The sequence below is a fragment of the Streptococcus cameli genome, from assembly GCF_053207365.1.
Window position 1 is genome coordinate 472,378 of the sequence record NZ_JBRUIM010000001.1, and the last position, 18,469, is coordinate 490,846.

24 protein-coding genes and 1 riboswitch are annotated in these 18,469 nt (G+C 42.1%); of the genes, 17 read left to right on the forward strand and 7 right to left on the reverse strand.

Features of this window, described 5'->3' with window-relative positions; genetic code table 11:
- The first annotated feature begins 9 nt into the window (after positions 1-9).
- A riboswitch (PreQ1 riboswitch) is annotated at positions 10-107 on the forward strand.
- On the forward strand, positions 105-620 hold the full coding sequence (locus tag ACVR1I_RS02420; RefSeq protein WP_447442455.1) for a QueT transporter family protein: 516 nt from the start codon (positions 105-107) through the stop codon (positions 618-620). It overlaps the preceding riboswitch by 3 nt.
- Positions 621-673: 53 nt before the next feature.
- On the opposite strand, the gene ACVR1I_RS02425 is transcribed toward ACVR1I_RS02420, so the two are convergent.
- Complete coding sequence (locus ACVR1I_RS02425; RefSeq protein ID WP_447442456.1) at positions 674-1,045, reverse strand: hypothetical protein; 372 nt, start codon at positions 1,043-1,045, stop codon at positions 674-676.
- Positions 1,046-1,178: 133 nt separating this feature from the next.
- Here ACVR1I_RS02425 and ACVR1I_RS02430 point away from each other — a divergent pair, with 133 nt between their 5' ends.
- The 9 genes from ACVR1I_RS02430 to ACVR1I_RS02470 all read left to right on the forward strand — a co-directional run bounded on the left by ACVR1I_RS02430 (position 1,179) and on the right by ACVR1I_RS02470 (position 7,995).
- Positions 1,179-3,308 carry a Tex family protein gene (locus ACVR1I_RS02430; protein ID WP_447442457.1) on the forward strand — a complete coding sequence of 710 codons (2,130 nt, stop codon included), beginning with the start codon at positions 1,179-1,181 and terminating at the stop codon, positions 3,306-3,308.
- Entirely contained in the window at positions 3,295-3,729 is a 435-nt protein-coding gene (locus ACVR1I_RS02435; RefSeq protein ID WP_447442458.1) for a SprT family protein, read from the forward strand. Before ACVR1I_RS02430 ends, ACVR1I_RS02435 begins: the two co-directional genes overlap by 14 nt.
- A gap of 69 nt (positions 3,730-3,798) precedes the next feature.
- Positions 3,799-4,569, forward strand: a complete 771-nt coding sequence (locus tag ACVR1I_RS02440; protein ID WP_447442459.1) for a hypothetical protein — start codon at positions 3,799-3,801, stop codon at positions 4,567-4,569.
- The gene (locus ACVR1I_RS02445) at positions 4,553-4,822 is read left to right on the forward strand and encodes a PspC domain-containing protein (protein ID WP_447442460.1); all 270 of its coding nucleotides are present in this window, start codon (positions 4,553-4,555) and stop codon (positions 4,820-4,822) included. The genes ACVR1I_RS02440 and ACVR1I_RS02445 overlap by 17 nt, the downstream gene beginning before the upstream one ends.
- Positions 4,822-5,319 (forward strand): NUDIX hydrolase, encoded by a 498-nt coding sequence (locus ACVR1I_RS02450; RefSeq protein ID WP_447442461.1) that lies wholly within the window; start codon positions 4,822-4,824, stop codon positions 5,317-5,319. The genes ACVR1I_RS02445 and ACVR1I_RS02450 overlap by 1 nt, the downstream gene beginning before the upstream one ends.
- An 88-nt stretch (positions 5,320-5,407) precedes the next feature.
- Positions 5,408-6,343: an HPr(Ser) kinase/phosphatase gene (hprK, locus tag ACVR1I_RS02455; RefSeq protein WP_447442462.1), complete on the forward strand. Its 936-nt coding sequence runs from the start codon at positions 5,408-5,410 to the stop codon at positions 6,341-6,343.
- 4 nt (positions 6,344-6,347) lie between these two features.
- A complete protein-coding gene (lgt, locus tag ACVR1I_RS02460) occupies positions 6,348-7,124 on the forward strand; it encodes a prolipoprotein diacylglyceryl transferase (RefSeq protein WP_447442996.1) in 777 nt (258 codons plus the stop codon).
- A gap of 12 nt (positions 7,125-7,136) precedes the next feature.
- Positions 7,137-7,538, forward strand: a complete 402-nt coding sequence (locus tag ACVR1I_RS02465; protein WP_447442463.1) for a DUF948 domain-containing protein — start codon at positions 7,137-7,139, stop codon at positions 7,536-7,538.
- 1 nt (position 7,539) lies between these two features.
- Complete coding sequence (locus ACVR1I_RS02470; RefSeq protein ID WP_447442464.1) at positions 7,540-7,995, forward strand: YtxH domain-containing protein; 456 nt, start codon at positions 7,540-7,542, stop codon at positions 7,993-7,995.
- Positions 7,996-8,119: 124 nt separating this feature from the next.
- On the opposite strand, the gene ACVR1I_RS02475 is transcribed toward ACVR1I_RS02470, so the two are convergent.
- Entirely contained in the window at positions 8,120-8,434 is a 315-nt protein-coding gene (locus tag ACVR1I_RS02475; protein WP_447442465.1) for a DUF3270 domain-containing protein, read from the reverse strand.
- 155 nt (positions 8,435-8,589) lie between these two features.
- Here ACVR1I_RS02475 and ACVR1I_RS02480 point away from each other — a divergent pair, with 155 nt between their 5' ends.
- Positions 8,590-9,519: a peptidase U32 family protein gene (locus ACVR1I_RS02480; protein ID WP_447442466.1), complete on the forward strand. Its 930-nt coding sequence runs from the start codon at positions 8,590-8,592 to the stop codon at positions 9,517-9,519.
- A gap of 50 nt (positions 9,520-9,569) precedes the next feature.
- On the forward strand, positions 9,570-10,856 hold the full coding sequence (locus ACVR1I_RS02485; RefSeq protein ID WP_447442467.1) for a peptidase U32 family protein: 1,287 nt from the start codon (positions 9,570-9,572) through the stop codon (positions 10,854-10,856).
- A 31-nt stretch (positions 10,857-10,887) separates the two neighbouring features.
- Here the strand turns inward: ACVR1I_RS02485 and ACVR1I_RS02490 are convergent, their stop codons facing one another.
- Positions 10,888-11,214 carry a hypothetical protein gene (locus tag ACVR1I_RS02490; protein ID WP_447442468.1) on the reverse strand — a complete coding sequence of 109 codons (327 nt, stop codon included), beginning with the start codon at positions 11,212-11,214 and terminating at the stop codon, positions 10,888-10,890.
- A 91-nt stretch (positions 11,215-11,305) separates the two neighbouring features.
- Here ACVR1I_RS02490 and ACVR1I_RS02495 point away from each other — a divergent pair, with 91 nt between their 5' ends.
- Complete coding sequence (locus tag ACVR1I_RS02495) at positions 11,306-11,521, forward strand: YdbC family protein (RefSeq protein WP_447442469.1); 216 nt, start codon at positions 11,306-11,308, stop codon at positions 11,519-11,521.
- A gap of 8 nt (positions 11,522-11,529) precedes the next feature.
- Here ACVR1I_RS02495 and ACVR1I_RS02500 read toward each other — a convergent pair whose 3' ends face one another.
- Positions 11,530-12,069, reverse strand: coding sequence for a biotin transporter BioY (locus tag ACVR1I_RS02500; protein ID WP_447442470.1), 540 nt, complete (start codon positions 12,067-12,069; stop codon positions 11,530-11,532).
- A 136-nt stretch (positions 12,070-12,205) separates the two neighbouring features.
- Positions 12,206-12,874: a fructose-6-phosphate aldolase gene (locus tag ACVR1I_RS02505; protein WP_447442471.1), complete on the reverse strand. Its 669-nt coding sequence runs from the start codon at positions 12,872-12,874 to the stop codon at positions 12,206-12,208.
- A 112-nt stretch (positions 12,875-12,986) separates the two neighbouring features.
- On the opposite strand from ACVR1I_RS02505, the gene ACVR1I_RS02510 reads away from it, so the two are divergent.
- The gene (locus ACVR1I_RS02510; protein WP_447442472.1) at positions 12,987-13,550 is read left to right on the forward strand and encodes a GDSL-type esterase/lipase family protein; all 564 of its coding nucleotides are present in this window, start codon (positions 12,987-12,989) and stop codon (positions 13,548-13,550) included.
- Between the two features lie 27 nt (positions 13,551-13,577).
- Here the strand turns inward: ACVR1I_RS02510 and ACVR1I_RS02515 are convergent, their stop codons facing one another.
- Together ACVR1I_RS02515 and gorA are read right to left on the reverse strand one after the other, a co-directional pair.
- Positions 13,578-13,775, reverse strand: coding sequence for a hypothetical protein (locus ACVR1I_RS02515; protein ID WP_447442473.1), 198 nt, complete (start codon positions 13,773-13,775; stop codon positions 13,578-13,580).
- Positions 13,776-13,784: 9 nt separating this feature from the next.
- Positions 13,785-15,134 carry a glutathione-disulfide reductase gene (gene gorA / locus ACVR1I_RS02520; RefSeq protein ID WP_447442474.1) on the reverse strand — a complete coding sequence of 450 codons (1,350 nt, stop codon included), beginning with the start codon at positions 15,132-15,134 and terminating at the stop codon, positions 13,785-13,787.
- A 230-nt stretch (positions 15,135-15,364) separates the two neighbouring features.
- Between gorA and ACVR1I_RS02525 the strand changes: the two genes are divergently transcribed.
- The 3 genes from ACVR1I_RS02525 to ACVR1I_RS02535 are packed head-to-tail and all read left to right on the forward strand — an operon-like array spanning position 15,365 to position 18,457.
- On the forward strand, positions 15,365-16,531 hold the full coding sequence (locus ACVR1I_RS02525; protein WP_447442475.1) for an efflux RND transporter periplasmic adaptor subunit: 1,167 nt from the start codon (positions 15,365-15,367) through the stop codon (positions 16,529-16,531).
- Positions 16,512-17,207 carry an ABC transporter ATP-binding protein gene (locus tag ACVR1I_RS02530; protein WP_447442476.1) on the forward strand — a complete coding sequence of 232 codons (696 nt, stop codon included), beginning with the start codon at positions 16,512-16,514 and terminating at the stop codon, positions 17,205-17,207. The genes ACVR1I_RS02525 and ACVR1I_RS02530 overlap by 20 nt, the downstream gene beginning before the upstream one ends.
- Positions 17,207-18,457, forward strand: coding sequence for an ABC transporter permease (locus tag ACVR1I_RS02535; protein WP_447442477.1), 1,251 nt, complete (start codon positions 17,207-17,209; stop codon positions 18,455-18,457). Before ACVR1I_RS02530 ends, ACVR1I_RS02535 begins: the two co-directional genes overlap by 1 nt.
- Positions 18,458-18,469 lie beyond the last annotated feature (12 nt).

Consider the following 18,469-nt stretch of genomic DNA (forward strand, 5'->3'; position numbering starts at 1 on the left):
TTTTAAGAATGTGCTATACTAGACAACGTTGCAGCAGCAACCCTTGGCACTTCCTCCCTTTAGCCAAGCATATTACAAGCGGTTTAGCCGCCAAAGGAGAATAGATGAAAACGAATAAATGGAACGCGCGTGACATGGTGCAAATCGCCCTTGTTGCGGCAATTTATGTGGTGTTAACCATCACCCCACCCTTAAACGCCATTTCTTATGGTGCTTACCAATTTCGGATTGCCGAAATGTTGAACTTCCTAGCCTTTTACAACAAGAAATACATCACCGGTCTGACAATTGGTTGTATGATTGCAAACTTTATTGGTTATGGGATTGTGGATGTCTTTGTTGGTGGATTTTCGACGCTTATCTTCGTTACTTTAGGTGTCTTTCTCTTTGAGAAATACATGGATCAACGGATTCTGGACGGCTTGTTTAACAAAGCATTCTTTTATTTTTCTATTTTCTTTTCTCTTAGCATGTTTACCATTGCCTTAGAATTGAAAATCTTGTTTGACAGCCCATTTTTCGTTACCTGGTTGACAACTGGTCTAGGAGAATTAGCTTCCCTCTTGGTAGGAGCCATCTTAATCGAACGCCTTACCAAACAAATCAATTTAACCCCTTAATCTATCTGGGAGGATAGGAGCCTGATTGCATCGGGCTCTTTTTGTTGTAACATCTAAATTGGATTGTTGTCTCGCAAGTCCAGTTGATTGCGGAGGCAATCCGTTTTTAGGCCTTCCAATATCTGAGGATCGCTTGCATAAAGCGGACAGGCCTGTTGGCCATTTAAAATCAGCAGGCTCTTCCAGTCTTTGAGATAGACATAGATTTTTCCTATCTGGTCTGTCAAGGCAAGATAGAGGGCTTCGATGATGTCTTCTTTACGCCAAGATGCCATGGCAACCAACTCTTCTTCTTGGAGCTGAAAGAGATAGATTTGGGAACACTTTAGGAACCACTCAACCAGCAAGCCCAGCATGTTCTGAGCAAAATGGTCCAAATCAGCTGGGGCTATTTCTTGTGGTGTCTCTTGCCAATTCATGGGCATAATCCATCCAGCTGCTTCTTGGACTTATAATTGTTCCATCTCTTGAAATAAGTGCATACCAATCCTCCTGTTTTTCTCTATTTTAGTGAAAAAGGAAGGCTTCGTCAATGGGGACTTATGATATAATAGGGTCATGGATAAAAAATACGAAACAATTGCCCAAGAAGTGGGCGTCAGCTTAAAACAAATTGATACGGTCTTAGCCTTGACAGCAGAAGGCAACACCATTCCCTTTATTGCCCGCTACCGAAAGGAAGCAACTGGCAACCTTGATGAAGTGTTAATCAAGTCCATTATCGATTTGGACAAGAGTTTGACTGCGCTGGCTGATCGAAAAGAGACGGTTTTGGCCAAGATTCAAGAACTGGGCAAATTAACTCCAGACTTGCAAAAAGCAATTGAAGAAGCCGAAAAACTAGCCGATGTGGAAGAACTCTATCTTCCTTATAAGGAAAAACGCCGCACCAAGGCGACCATTGCCAAAGAGGCAGGTCTCTTTCCCTTGGCCCGGCTTATCTTACAAAACACAGGCGATTTGGAAACACAGGCTGCTGATTTTATATGCGAGGGATTTGATACAGCCGCAGCTTGTCTGGCAGGGGCAGTCGATATTTTGACCGAAGCCATTTCAGAGGACACCAAATTACGGGCATGGACCTATCAGGAAATCTTGCAGTATTCCGTTTTGGTCTCTAGTTTGAAAGATCAGGCAGCCGATGAGAAATTGGTCTTTCAGATGTACTATGATTTCTCTGAAAAAGTGGCTGATATGCAAGGCTATCGGACCCTGGCCTTGAACCGTGGTGAAAAGCTAGGGGCCTTGAAAGTTGGCTTTGAGCACAATCTTGAAAAGATGCTCCGCTTTTTTGCCGTCCGCTTCCCTCAAAAGAATGCCTACATCGAAGAAGCCATTCAACAAGCCGTCAAGAAAAAAATCCTTCCGGCTATGGAGCGCCGCATTCGGACTGAGTTAACCGAAGCCGCAGAAGAAGGGGCTATTTCCCTCTTCTCAGAAAACCTACGCAACCTGCTCTTGGTACCACCATTAAAAGGCAAAACTGTTTTGGGCTTTGACCCTGCCTTTCGGACTGGGGCTAAGTTGGCGGTCGTTGATGCGACAGGGAAGCTCTTGACGACCCAGGTTATCTACCCAGTCAAACCAGCCTCAGCTGGCCAAATCGCCCAGTCTAAAAAGGACTTGGCGGCTTTGTTGGGCCAATATGCGGTTGAGATCATTGCCATCGGAAATGGGACAGCCAGTCGCGAATCTGAGAGTTTTGTAGCTGAGATTCTTCAAGATTTTCCAGATGTGAGCTATGTCATCGTCAATGAAAGCGGGGCTTCTGTCTATTCGGCTTCGGATTTGGCCCGTCACGAGTTTCCAGATTTGACGGTTGAAAAACGCTCCGCCATTTCCATTGCCCGCAGGCTCCAAGATCCATTGGCTGAACTCGTTAAAATCGATCCTAAATCCATTGGTGTCGGCCAATACCAGCATGATGTCAACCAGAAGAAATTGTCTGAAGGACTAGAATTTGTCGTGGAGACGGTGGTCAATCAAGTCGGTGTCAATGTCAATACGGCCAGTCCTGCCTTACTTTCTCACGTAGCTGGACTCAATAAAACCATCTCAGAAAACATCGTGAAATACCGTGAGGAAAACGGGGCACTGTCCAGCCGTTCAGAGTTGAAAAAGGTCCCACGATTGGGGGACAAGGCCTTTGAACAAGCCGCTGGTTTCTTGCGAATTCCAAACGGGGAAAACTTCCTGGACAACACAGGAGTTCACCCAGAGTCCTATCAGGCTGTTTCCCAGCTGTTTCAAGAATTAGGGATTACAAGACTAGATAACCAAGCTCAAGAAAGCCTGAAGGCAGTCCAGGTAAAAGAGATGGCAGAAAAATTGGGCATTGGTAGCGAGACCTTGAAGGATATTTTGGCAGACCTCTTGAAACCAGGTCGGGACATGCGGGATGAGTTTGCAGCTCCTGTGCTTCGTCAAGACGTCCTGGATTTCAAAGACTTGGTCATTGGCCAGAAATTAGAAGGAGTAGTCCGAAATGTGGTCGACTTTGGTGCCTTTGTTGATATTGGCATTCACGAAGATGGCCTGATTCATATTTCCAATATGAGCAAGTCCTTTATCAAGCACCCAAGTCAAGTCGTATCCGTAGGAGACGTGGTGACGGTTTGGGTCCACAAACTGGATACCGTCCGTGAAAAAGTTAATCTCAGCTTGGTGGTGCCTCGTGAATCTCACTGATTACGTTCGCCAAGTCTCCCAAGAAGATTTCGGCAAACCCTTTTTGCACGAAGCCCATTGGAACAAGCGCCTACGGTCAACGGGTGGCCGATTCTTTCCCAAGGATGGCCACCTGGACTTCAATCCCAAGATGGTGGACCAACACGGATTGGATATTTTTCGGCAGATTGTCCGCCATGAGCTCTGCCATTACCATCTCTATTTTGAGAAAAAAGGCTACAAGCATGGAGATCAGGACTTCAAGACACTTTTAAAGGAAGTGAACGGCCTGCGATTTGCTCCTCCATTACAGGACAAAAAAAGAGCCAATCACCTCTACCAGTGTTTGGGCTGTCAGCAACTTTACCCCCGCAAACGGCGGATTGATACCGCCAAATTCCGGTGCGGAAAATGCCGTGGAAAACTCGATTACAAAGCATAATTGAAATCAGTCCTTGGGCTGATTTCTTTTTGTTAAAAAATGGTATACTGTTTGTACAGAGGTGATTGTATGGGACAAGAACAACAAAAACGATTGATAGAATTATATGAAAAAGGTGTCCTGACAAAAGAGGAAGCCAAAGCTTGTTTTTTAGAATTGGAAGAAGCGCCTGATTTTGTATTTGTAGAAGAAAAAGCACGATTAGCCTTTACTATTCCGAGTCTCAAAGTCTTTGCGACCTCTAAGGAAAAGCAAAACTACCATTTCAAGGACATTGAATCCATGAAAATCAGTCTGTCAAAAGGCAAGCTGGTCTTTCAAAAGCACAAGTCAGAAACAGTTCGTCTTTCTATTGTCTATCCCCAATCCACAGCTGAAACGAGTCTTCCTCAGATTTATGTTGAGAAACACGCTCTTCATTTTTTATCAAATGTAAGCTGCCAACTAACGATCTATTTGCCTGAAAACCAATGGCTGTCAGTTCTTGATTTAGAAATTGGAGAGTCAGATGCGCGGATTGACTATCTTCCTTTTGAAGACGTATCGATTCATAGTCACTCGGATAAAAAACAACAGGATATTCGAGTGACTGCGGATCCAGAGCACAACCAGCACCTACATCTTGTTATCCAGCATGCGCCTATTCATCTCCATGTTCCAAAACATCAGGGATTAAAGGGTCGTTTACTTGGAAAGAAAGGGCTGGTGCAAATCAATCGCAAAATGGAAACCAGTCCCTACTGTTGTGAAAAACAGGGGAATACGATCTTGTATCTTCAAGTAGAAACAGAGACCAGTCCCCTCTTGATGAAAGGAATCAAACATGTTTGGAATTTATAAAAAAACAGAAAACAAAGTTGTTTCAGGTGTATTAGCTGGTGTTGCTGAAAAATTCAATTGGGATTTGTCCTTGACGCGAATGATTTTTGTAGCGATTGTACTGTTTAGCCCAGTTAGTATTTTTGCCATTATTGCCTATATTGTAGCGGCATTAAAGTTGCCTCAAAATCGAAAGAACTATTACTACGAAGCTCCGCTCAACCGCAAACGAAAAGATGCGGATATCATCGATGATGGAAAGTGGTTTACCTAATGGAAGTGTGGGATGCTTATGATAGCAATCGTGACCTGCTACCAGGGATTGTCCTAGAGCGTTCAGCCTTTCCTTACAAAGAAGGCTACTACCACTTGGCAGTCAATGTCTGGGTTCAGCACCAAGATGGCTCTTGGCTTTTTGTCAAACGCTCCAGTAGTAAAAGTCATTACCCTAATGTTTATGAATTGGGGGCAGGTGGTTCTGTTATACAAGGGGAAACCGCTCAAGAAGCAGCCTTGCGGGAATTAAAAGAAGAGACAGGGTTATCAGCGGATGCGATTCAATACCTGTTTCCATTTACCGAAGAACAGTATCTGACCCATTTTGATACCTATCTGGTAATAGTATCTGCCGCAAAAGACAGCATCGTTTGCCAAGAAGGCGAGACAGATGGCTATGTCTGGATAGCAGAGCAGGAGTTAGAATCGTTTTTGGAAGAGCAACTTGTATTTGAGAGTCAAAAGAAGCAATTACTAGCTTATGTCAATAAATAAAAGCAGTAGTTGCTTTTTCTATGCGCAAAACAGAAAAGAACGCTTTCTTTGTGGTATAATAGTAGCATCAAATAGATGAGGTAAATAGATGGTAGTTTATGTAAAAGATTTAATCGAACATATCCGTGTTACCTGTGTTAGTGGAACAGAAAAACTCTTGAAAAAAGAGATTACAACTTCTGATATTTCACGACCAGGACTTGAGATGACGGGCTATTTCGACTATTACTCACCAGAACGAATTCAGTTAATTGGTATGAAAGAATGGTCTTACTTGATGGCCATGACCGCTCACAATCGCTACCAAGTTCTTCGTCAGATGTTCCAGCCTGAGACCCCTGTTGTCATTGTTGCGCGTGGCTTAGACATTCCAGAGGAGATGTTTCAAGCGGCTAAGGAAAATCAGATTGCGATTTTACAAAGTAACACCGCAACCAGTCGTCTATCAGGAGAACTATCTTCTTATCTTGACTCGCGTTTAGCCAAACGAACTAGCATTCATGGGGTCTTGATGGATATTTATGGTATGGGGGTTTTGATTCAAGGAGATTCAGGGATCGGTAAGAGTGAGACCGGTCTTGAATTGGTCAAACGAGGACACAGACTCGTTGCAGATGACCGAGTAGATGTCTATGCAAAAGATGATGTGACCCTTTGGGGAGAGCCAGCAGAGATTCTTCGTCATTTGATTGAAATCCGTGGAGTTGGTATTATTGACATCATGAGCTTGTATGGAGCAAGTGCAGTTAAAAGCTCATCAGAAGTTCAATTAGCGATTTATTTGGAGAAGTTTGAAAAAGGGAAACAGTTCGATCGCCTTGGAAATGGTGGTGAAACAGTAGAATTTTCAGGTATTGAAATTCCACAGATTCGAGTCCCAGTTACAACAGGACGGAATATCTCTGTGGTGATTGAAGCAGCTGCGATGAATTACCGCGCTAAGAAAATGGGATTTGATGCAACCAAAACCTTTGAAGAACGCCTATCTGGCTTGATTGAAAGCAATAAGGAAAGTGAGGGATAAGATGATTGATCCGATTGCCCTACGTTTAGGTCCCTTATCAATTCGTTGGTATGCAGTGTGTATTATAGCCGGTTTGGTATTGGCGGTTTACCTAGCTTCAAAAGAAGCACCTCGAAAACGGATTCGTCCAGATGATGTTTTAGATTTTATTTTATTAGCTTTTCCGATTGCGATTATTGGTGCCCGTCTTTATTACGTTATCTTTTCGTGGAAGGACTACCAAGATAATCTGTTAGAGATTTTTGCCATCTGGAATGGTGGTTTAGCTATCTATGGAGGCTTAATAGCAGGTCTTCTCGTCTTGATTTTATATACCCGATATAATTTTATTGATACGTGGGATTTTTTGGATATTGCAGCTCCCTCTGTGATGATTGCCCAAGCTATTGGCCGATGGGGAAATTTCTTTAATCAAGAGGCTTTTGGTGCCAAAGTTTCCCATTTAAACTACCTGCCTGAGTTTATCCAAAAGCAAATGTATATAGATGGTAGTTACCGTGCGCCTACTTTCTTATATGAATCATTTTGGAACCTACTGGGTTTTACCTTGATTGCGGTCTTGCGCCGAAAACCAGGACTACTCAAACAGGGAGAAATTACCATTTTTTATCTAGTCTGGTATGGTCTAGGACGTTTCATGATTGAAGGCATGCGAACAGATAGTCTGATGCTAGCAGGTCTTCGTGTGTCACAGTGGCTATCAGCCCTACTTGTTGCCTTGGGTCTTGGTCTTTTTCTCTATTATCGAAAAAAAGGCAATCGCCCTTATTACCAGTCCTAAAAGGAGGAATCTATGTCAATTGAACTATTTTTACTTGTTGTTGCAGTTGTGATTGTCGCAGTGGGGGTTTATCTTGTATTGCTCTTGCAAAAAGTCGGGAAAGTTGTGGATGAATCCCAACAAACGATTAAGGTGTTGACAAGTGATGTCAATGTGACCCTATACCAAGCCAATGAAATACTTGCTAAAGCCAATGTTTTAGTGGAGGATGTCAATGGTAAAGTGTCAACCTTGGATCCCTTGTTTACAGCTGTTGCCGACTTGTCCGTCTCTGTATCAGATTTAAATCATTCAGCTCGTCATTTGACAAGCAAGGCGTCATCAGCAGGGAAAACGACCGCTAAAGTTGGCGGTGTAGCGACTGCTGTAAATGTTGTGTCATCACTCTTAGGTAAGAAAAAGAAGGGAGAATAAGATGGCTAAAAAACTAAATTTATTAACCAGTGTTGTTTTGGGAATTGCAGGGGGAACAGCAGCAGCAGTCTTTCTTGCATCTGAAAGTGGAAAAAAATTAAAATCCAAGCTATCAACAGTGGTCAAAGACTACCAAGAAAATCCAGAATCTGTTCATACAGACATTGTGAACAAGGCTCAGGACTTGAAAAATCAAGCAGTTGACAAGTATACAGAAGTCAAAGAGCAATTTGAAACTGGGGAATTGACCATTGAAGACCTTGTACAAACAGGCAAACAAAAAGCTCAACTCCTGAAAGAACAGTCTTTAGAGAAATTCGATAAAATCAAGGAGCAATTGTCTGATTCAGTTCCGGCTGAAGAAGGTGAAATCATTGAAGTTTTTGAAGAAACAGAAGTGGATTTGGCAGAAGACATCGTCGTCCAAGACGAAATTGAAATTGATTTGGAATCCTAATAACTAAAATAAAAAGCCCATTTTTGTGGGCTTTTTGTGTTCTTGTATTTAAATAAATGTCTTTTGCTTGTGCAGGTAGATGAAAAAAAAGCAAAACGAAGGTATTTGGATAGAAAAAAGACATTTATTTCGAACGTCTTTTTTGTTTCATACGGAAATAGTGATTTCTCATCGCAATTTGGATGACTCTCAATCCGATCAAGCCAGTTGCAATACCCAAAACAAAGGACAAAAAAACTGGAATTTTCATCGAGAGATAAACATAGGTTGTTAATACGGTTAAAATGCTAAACAATACAACATTTACAAAAAATAACACCTCTTTTAAACGATTGGTGTGGGAATGTTGTATAGAATATTCTTGGTACTTGGCCTGTTTCTCTTTCGGGATATACTCTTCATACTGGTATTGGTCAGGCCGTTGCTGTCTAAGTGCCATACGGTCTCCTTTTTTCTACACCTTAGGATACCATATGAATACTGTCAGAGTATGACAGTTATGTTACAAAACTGTTACAAAAAAATGAGAAAAGTCAGAACATTAAAATGCAGGTAAAATGAAAAAACGCTGAAAATTTTTGTTATACTATTCACATGAAGAAAATTATCATTACAGCAACAGCTGAAAGTGTCGAACAGGTCAAAGAACTTTTGGATGCGGGTGTTGACCGGATTTATATCGGTGAAGAGGATTATGCCTTACGGGTACCCAAAACCTTTACCTATGATGAGATTCGGACCATTGCCCGTATGGTTCATGCCGCTGGTAAAGAATTGACAGTGGCAGCCAATGCCCTGATGCACCAAGAGATGATGGATGCCATCACTCCTTTTATGGAATTGATGAAAGAAATCCAGGTGGATTATTTGGTAGTAGGTGATGCGGGCGTCTTTTACATCAACAAACGAGATGACTATCATTTTAAACTAATTTATGATACCTCGGTTTTTGTGACCTCTAGCCGCCAGATTAATTTTTGGAAAGACCATGGGGCGGTCGAAGCTGTGTTGGCAAGGGAGATACCATCTGAAGAACTATTTGATATCGCAGAGAATTTAGCCATGCCGGCTGAAATCTTGGTCTATGGTGCCTCTGTTATCCACCATTCCAAGCGGTCCTTGTTGCAAAATTACTATAATTTTACCCAGGCAGCAGAGACGGATAAGTCCAAGGAACGTGGCCTCTTTTTGGCAGAACCAAGTGATCCTGATAGCCACTATTCGATTTTTGAAGACAAACATGGAACCCATATTTTCATCAACAATGATATCAACATGATGTCCAAATTGCCTGAGTTGGCAGAGCATGGCTACTGCAATTGGAAATTGGATGGGATTTTCTGTCCAGGAGATCATTTTGTCGAAATCGCCAAACTCTTTGTAGAAGCGCGAGATTTGTTGGAAAAAGATGCCTTAACCTATGACCAACTCTTTTATCTGGAGGAACAAGTCCGTAAGCTCCATCCAAAAGAGCGGGGCTTGGATACTGGGTTTTACGAATACGACCGAAACAAAGTCAAATAAGAAACGGTCACTTCATTGTCTATCTTGCAAATAGAAGGAAGGAAACACACATGTCAAGAAATTTAAAACGACCTGAGGTTTTATCACCTGCAGGTACATTGGAAAAGTTAAAAGTTGCCATTGATTATGGTGCAGATGCTGTCTTTGTCGGGGGGCAAGCCTACGGTTTGCGGAGTCGTGCTGGCAATTTCTCTATGGAAGAAATGAAGGAGGGAATTGACTATGCCCACGCCCGAGGAGCAAAGGTCTATGTCGCAGCCAACATGGTTACCCATGAGGGAAATGAAACGGGAGCAGGAGCTTGGTTTCGGGAATTGCGGGATATGGGGCTGGATGCGGTTATCGTATCAGACCCTGCTCTCATCATGATTTGTGCGACCGAAGCACCAGGATTGGAAATCCATTTATCGACCCAGGCTTCGTCTACCAACTATGAAACCTTTGAGTTTTGGAAAGAGTTGGGCTTAACCCGAGTGGTCTTGGCGCGTGAAGTGACCATGGCGGAATTGGCAGAAATCAGAAAACGAACCAGTGTGGAAATTGAAGCTTTTGTTCATGGTGCCATGTGTATTTCTTATTCAGGACGCTGTGTTTTATCCAATCACATGAGCAACCGCGATGCCAATCGTGGAGGCTGCTCACAATCTTGTCGTTGGAAATACAATCTCTACGATTTGCCCTTTGGGGAAGAACGCCGCAGTATCAAAGGACAGGATCCAGAAGAATTTTCCATGTCTGCAGTGGATATGTGCATGATTGACCATATTCCAGACATGATTGAAAATGGTGTTGATAGCCTTAAAATTGAAGGACGGATGAAGTCTGTTCACTATGTTTCGACGGTGACAAATTGCTACAAGGCGGCAGTAGATGCCTATTTGGAAAGTCCTGAAAAATTTGAGGCTATCAAACAAGACCTGATTGACGAAATGTGGAAAGTAGCCCAACGGGAGTTGGCGACCGGTTTCTATTACCATGCCCCCACAGAAAATGAACAACTATTTGGCGCCCGTCGTAAAATTCCAGAATACAAGTTTATCGGAGAAGTGGTTGCTTTTGATGAAGACAAGATGGTCGCAACCATTCGCCAACGTAATGTCATCAACGAAGGGGATGCGGTTGAATTTTATGGACCTGGCTTCCGTCATTTTGAAACCGTCATTCGCGATTTGCGGGATGCTGATGGAATGGCCATTGAACGGGCCAATAAGCCTATGGAGCTCTTAACCATCCAATTGGATCAAGTTGTTTCTCCTGGAGATATGATCCGTGCCTGCAAATCTGGTCTGATCAATCTTTATAAAGAAGACGGTGTATCCATGACCGTTCGAGCATAGTAAAATGCCTCAGCACTGCTGAGGCATTGTTTTAATCTAGTTTTTGAGAGCGGGTAATGGTCTCCGGCACTAAGGTAATGCGTTGAATATCCTTGAGACGGATGATGGTGGTTAAATTTTTAGCAAAATTTTTAACAATCAATTGTTCCCTTTTTTCGTCCCATTTCACGATTTCACCTGTGATGCTTTTTTGTTTGGAATAAATCACATGCACAGCAGAAGATGTCTTTTGGGCATGAGCAATCATCTCCACCAATGGCCCATAGGGATTGTCTTCTTCTTCAATCTGGATGGGTGGCGCAGCATTTCCCAAAAAAAGGTTCAGCTGGTCCTTGAGCAGGTGCGCAAACTTTTTCATGGCAAAATCCTTTCATCCTTGATACAATAATCTTACCCAATTTTTAAAAAAAAGACAAGAACTATTTCGAATAATCTTGTAGGAGGTTCAGATGGCAGAATTTACATTTGAAATTGAAGAACACCTCTTGGTGCTCTCAGAAAATGACAAGGGTTGGACCAAGGAACTCAACCGGGTTTCCTTTAACGGTGCACCAGCAAAATACGATATCCGTACCTGGAGTCCAGACCACACTAAGATGGGGAAAGGCATTACGCTATCAAACGAAGAGTTTCAAGTCATGCTCAACGCCTTTTCCAACAAATAAGAAGCCCACTATTTAAAGTAGGCTTCTTTTTTTAGAATTGGCTGCAAGGCCTTGCAGATGATGATGACAAGGATGATTTTTAAAATTCCTGTTAACACAAATGGAGTCACTGTCCAAGCAAAGGTATCTGTCCAACTGGCCTGGCTAAAGAATTTAAAGTAGGCAGCACCACCCAATAAAACGATGGCAACACCCAAGCTATTTGATAAAAAAGTGGTGACAGGATTGGAATGAAGACTGCTTGTAGTGGAAGTGATGGCTGCGTAGAGGATAAAAGCCCATAAGAAGCCTCCAGTTGCACCAAAGAGTACGCCAAATCCTGCTGCTCCTCCAGCAAAAACGGGTAGGCCTATTGCTCCTAATAGTAGGTAAAGTAGGACACTGGTGATAGCCTCTTTTGGTTTGTAGAGGGTTGCAATAATCCCGATGGCTAGAGTCTGCAAAGTAAATGGGACAGGTCCGAGTGGAATGGAAATTTGGGACAAAACAGCTAGTAGTCCTGCTCCAATCGCACTGTAAGTAATGGTTCGAATAATGTGTTGATTCATCGTGTTACCCTTTTCTAAAATAATGGTTAACAATTACTATACAGGTCTTTAGGGCAAAAGTCAATGGCTGGTTATCTGCTGTCACAGCTTTAGAATATATTAAAAAAAGAGAAAGAAAGTTTCTTTCTCTTTTGAGTTAAATGTGGTCTGTTCCAAAGGTTTCTTTCCAGTCAGCCGCAAAATCATCTACTGCCTTGTCAATGGAAGGATAAGCTAAGAATTGGTCAAGGACATCGCAACCGACTGTCACATAAGCAGCTCCCGCATAGGTTGCATCTTGCACTTGATGGACTTGTTTGAAGCTAGCAGCGAGGATATTGGAGGTTGAACCAGTTAGGTCAATTTGTTCTTGAACATTGGCAATGAGCTGGTAAGGGTCTCCATTTAAAACGGTGATCCGATTAACATAGGGAGCAAGGAAATCGGCACCACATTCAACAGCCAAGAGGGCTTGCATCTCTGTATAGATGGCAGTTGCAGTAATGTTAACTCCTTCTGATTTTAACTGACGAATGGCTTTTAAGCCATCTTTTGTCACAGGGATTTTGATGTAGACCTGGTCATCAATCTCCTTTAAAATCTCCTTGGCATCTTTTAGGATACCTTCATAATCTTTGGCAATGACTTGGACATGGAGGGTACGGTCAAAACCGATTAGGTTGCGGATTTCTTTCATATGGGAAAAGAAATCAATTTTTCCTTCTTTTTTGATGATACTTGGATTGCTGGTAACTCCGTGAACAGGCAGGTAATCCAAGTATTCTTTGATTTTAGAAATGTTGGCAGTATCGAGTATGAGTTTCATAGTCTTTCTCCTTTGTTCTTTTCTCTTATTTTCCCATAAAATCCATGATTTGTGTAGTGAAAACTGGAGGCATATTTAAAAATATTGTATACTGTTACAAAAAGGAGACCAAATGAAATTAGTATTGATTGGCGATAGCTTGTTTGCCCGTAAAGAAGGAAAAGAAAAACCGCATATCGAGTGGTCCATGGAGCAGTTAGATGATCAATTAGTATTTCAGAATCTGGCAGTATCAGGTGCCAATAGTGTAGATACTTGCCAAATCTTAAAAGAGGCTGATGTGTCCGGTGCTGATTTTGTCTTTGTATGGATTGGAGCCAATGATATGGCAACCCACAAGCAGATCTACCTTGGCGAATACCAAGACAATCTGAAGTGGATATGTGAACGCCTTTTAAAGAACTATGCTCCGTCACAAATCGTTTTATTAGGCATGACCTTTGTGGACGAAGAAAAGCAACCTTACCGGACCAATCGATTGGCAGGTTATTATAGTGAAATCGTAGAAAAAATGGCTACCGAATACGGAATGTCCTATCTAGCCGTTCAGCCTCTTTTTCAAAATGGTCCAGCACCAGCAGATCAATTATTAAAAGGAAGTATGGATGATGGCCTCCATTTTGGAGAAGTGGCATATAATATTTTAGCAAAGGCCATGTATCAAGCTATGCAATGACAAAGATAAACAAAAAACAGTCCCAGATTAGGAATTTTGGGACTGTTTTTCTTTACGGTACTCACGAATTTTTTTGTGACTTTCAAATACTTCATAGAAGATGACGAGCAAGGTCACAAAGGAAAGGGCTGTATCGGCGTGACCTGTTAGAAAGTGGTGTTGTGTATTGGCAACACAAAATAATACGATGGCCAGACGCAAGAGAATCAATAATTTCTGTTGCATTTGGTACTCCTAGCGCATGGTGACAAATTCTTCAGATCCCGTTGGATGAATAGCCACTACGGCATCGAATTCTTCCTTAGTAGCACCCATTTTCATGGCAACAGCAAATCCTTGGATCATTTCATCAACGCCATAACCGATACCGTGTAAGCCGACAACTCGTTCGTCTTCTCCAGCTGTAACTAGTTTAAACTTGGCCATTTGGCGATGAGTTCCGAGTGCGGTGTACATAGATGCAAAGGCAGAGGTGTAGACTTTTACATTTTCTTGTCCATAAGTTTCAATGGCTTTTGGCTCTGTTAAGCCGACTGTTCCAATAGCTGGATGGGAGAATACAACAGTTGGAATCAGGGAATAATCCATTTTAGCACTTGGTTTATTATTGAAAAGACGTTCAGAAAGAAGTCGTCCAGCTTTTATAGCTACTGGAGTCAATTCTGCTTGTCCGGTTACATCACCGATGGCATAAATTCCTTTAGTTGTTGTTTCTTGGAATTCGTCGACTTGAATATAGCCACGGTCTGTTAATTGGACACCTGCGGCTTCAAGATTGAGTCCTTCAAGATTCGGTGTGCGACCAATGGCCCACAAGACTTGTTCAGCCTGATGTGTCGTGCCATCTTCAAAGGTAATCTGAATCAAGTCTCCAACCTTGTCTAAGCGAGTTGGAATCTTATGGATATGGAGAGAAAGGTTTGTTTTTTCCATATCTTCAACTAAAGCTTCGACGATGTACGGCTCAAAATTACGAAGTGGTCCTTCTTTTCGAACAAATAAATCTGTCTTGACACCAAGGTTATGTAAGACCCCAGCCATTTCAACAGCGATGTAACCTGCTCCAATAACGGCTACTGATTTTGGTAAGTTTTCCCAAGCAAAAACATCGTCTGATACAACACCAAGCTCTTTACCTGGAATATTTGGTACAGCAGGTTTAGCTCCCGTGGCAATGATGATGTGATCAGCCATGATCAATTCACCGTTAACTTCAACAGTATGTTCATCAACAAAACGGGCATACCCTTCAATTAGTTCAACATTGTTGCGTGCAAATGACCCATTGTAGGAATTGCGGGAACGTTCGATATAGGCTTCTCGATTCTGACGCAGTGTCGCAAAGTCAAAAGTCACATTTTCAGCTGTAAAACCATATTCTGGTCCATAGTGGTGGATGCTCTCAGCGATGTTGGCACCGTACCACATGATTTTTTTTGGAACACAACCGATATTGACACAGGTTCCACCTAGAAGATTTCCTTCAATGACAGCAGCCTTGGCTCCATGTTCACCAGCACGATTCATGCTGGCAATGCCGCCAGATCCCCCTCCGATAGCAATAATATCAAATTTTTTAACCATTTTTAGCTCCTTTTCAGTGATTTTATTGTATCGTTTTTCTTATTTTCTCGCAAAAATTTGCTACGCTTGCCAAAACTTACAAAACTGTAAGGTAAAAGGATTTCTTATGAAATGATGATTTTCGTATTTTTTTATAAAATAGTATTAGAAAATGCTTGCAAAAATTATTGCATTGGTGTATTATATCAATAACACAGTAAGTTTCTTTATATTTTTAAAAGGAGAAAGATATGTTTAAGACAAAAAAGGCGAAAATTGCTTTGTTTTCAGGATTAGGAGTAGTGGCTGCTGGAGTCATTGGTTTTGCTCTTCTTCAAAATGGGCTGTCAAAACCAAGTGATACAGAAGAGATGGGAGACATGCCCCTAACTTATGTAGCTGTAAAGGAAGGATCAATTGCATCATCAACACTTCTTTCTGGTACTGTCATTGCAGCAGAAGAACAATATGTTTATTATGATGCCACAAAAGGGGATATTACCGAGATTAAGGTCAAGCAAGGAGATCAAGTCACTGCTGGTCAAGACTTGGTGCAGTATGATGTGACAGAGTTGCAGTCTGCCTATGATTCTGCTGTGCGTGGTCGAGATAAAATTGGACGTCAGATTTATGATTTACGCACCAATGGGCAAACAGTAGCCTTATCAGGCGACGATGGTGAAGATGGAAATGCGGTTGCTTCAGCTCAACGCTCTGTTGATTTGCAATTACAGGATTTGAATGACTCTTATGCAGATGCACAGGCGGCGGTTGATAAAGCTGCGGCTGCGCTAGGAGATGCAACGATTAAGAGTACAGTGGCAGGTACGGTTGTTGAGGTTAATTCCTCGGTTTCAAAATCCAATACCAGCACCAGCCAAACGGTTGTCCATATTGTCAATCAAGGAAGTCTTCAAATCAAGGGTGAATTGACTGAGTATGACCTTGCCAATATTGGTGTGGACCAGGAAGTCAAAATCACATCGAAAGTATACCCAGATCAAGAATGGACCGGAAAGGTTTCTTACATTTCGAACTACCCAGCTAGCCAAGGCGAAACAGCTCTTCCTAGTGGTGCTGGAGGTGGAACAGCTTCTGCTAAATACCCATTCAAGATTCAATTGACCAGTGACATTGGTCAATTAAAGCAAGGCTTCACTGTCAATATTGAAGTTGTTAATCAATCGAAAAATATATTGATTCCAGTTACAGCAGTTGTGCCAGAGGAGGATAAAAACTTTGTTTGGACCTATGTTGATGGAAAAGCCAAAAAGGTAGAGGTTGAACTTGGTAGTGCAGATGCCATTCACCAAGAAGTAAAATCGGGCTTAGTAGCAGGAGATCAGGTTATTTCTTGGCCAAATGATAGCTTAAAAGATGGAAAAGAGGTCGAAGCCCATGAAGAAACAACTGATTAAGCTGACCAACATCAATAAGAGTTATAAAAATGGAGACCAAGAGCTTCGGGTATTGAAAGATGTTTCACTTGAAGTTGAAGAAGGTGAGTTTTTAGCCATTATGGGACCGTCTGGGTCAGGCAAATCCACTCTCATGAATATCATTGGTCTTTTAGATAGACCAACAACAGGTGATTACTTATTAGAGGAAGAAGAGGTGGCCCATCTTTCAGAGAAGAAACTAGCCCATGTCCGTAATGACCAGATTGGTTTTGTCTTTCAACAGTTCTTTCTTCTTTCCAAATTAAATGCCTTGCAAAATGTTGAATTGCCTCTCATTTATGCAGGTGTTCCAGCTACAAAACGCAAAGAATTATCAAAACAATTTCTAGAAAAGGTTGAGCTTTCGGAACGGATGGAACACTTGCCATCTGAATTATCTGGTGGGCAAAAACAGCGGGTTGCGATTGCTCGTGCCCTGGTCAATAGTCCGTCAATCATTTTAGCAGATGAGCCGACAGGAGCGCTGGATACTAAGACAGGTGCCCAAATCATGGATCTCTTGACCGAGTTAAATCGGGAAGGAAGCACCATTATCATGGTTACCCATGAGCCAGAAATTGCAGAATATGCTACTCGGAAAATTGTTCTTCGTGATGGAGAAATCACAGAAGATAGCCGCAAGGAGGTTTACTAATGGAAAATTGGAAGTTTGCCTTAAAATCTGTCCTTGCTCATAAGATGCGGTCGCTCTTGACCATGCTGGGGATTATCATCGGTGTTGCCTCTGTGGTGATTATTGTCGCTATGGGGCATGGAATGAGTAAAAGCCTTGAAAAAGCCCTCGGTGGTGATAAAGAAAATGTTCAAATCTATTTTACAACCTATGTGACAGAAGAAGTATCAGATGGTATGATGACCATGTTTAATTCTGAAGAAGTTTCCCAAGAGCAAGAGCCGGATTTGACGAAAAAAACCTTAGATGGCCTTTTGGAGATTGATGGGGTCAAGAATTACTACACTGAGACCAACAATGCCTCTCCTATCAAGTATGGAAAAAAAGAAGTTCAAAATGCTAATATTACAGGTGTGAATGCTCGCTATTTTGATGTCAAAGAATTGAAGATTCTAGCGGGACGCCAATTTATCAAAGATGATTACAACCGCTTTTCACGGGTCATCATGCTGGATGAAAAGTTGGTCAAAAAACTTTTTTCTAGCCATGAAGAAGCACTGAACCAAACGGTATCCATCGGAAATCAGAACTATTTGGTCATTGGTGTCTATAAAGATTCCAATACCGAAACTAGTGGACCATTTGGCATGATGAATGATGGAAATGCGTTGATGACCAATACTCAATTGGCTGCAGAGTTTGGACAAAAGGAAAATGCTCTTGTGTATGTAAACGTGGAGGATATCGCACGTTCTGGTGAAATCGGAACTGCAGCAGCCGAGTACCTGACCCAAGAAACAGGTCTAAAAGATGCCCGTTATGAAATTTTTGACCTGAGTCAAATGCTGGATGATTTTAACCAACAAATGGCTGGAGTAACGCTCTTTATTGGGGCAGTAGCAGGTATTTCTCTTTTTGTTGGAGGAATCGGGGTCATGAACATCATGCTGGTATCCGTTACAGAGCGGACCCGTGAAATTGGTCTTCGTAAGGCACTGGGTGCTACCCGAAGCAATATCCTTTTGCAGTTCTTGATTGAGGCGATGGTGTTAACCAGTATCGGTGGTTTGATTGGTCTCTTGATTGCGCAAGGTGGGGTATTTATCTTAAATAGTATTCAACCATTGGGGGAAGGGATTATGGCCAGTATCTCTATTCCTGTTGTGGTAGGAAGTCTGCTCTTTTCAGCAGCAGTTGGTATGGTATTTGGAGTCCTACCAGCCAATAAAGCTTCTAAATTGGACCCAATCGAAGCCCTTCGCTACGAATAGAGGGTTAGAAAG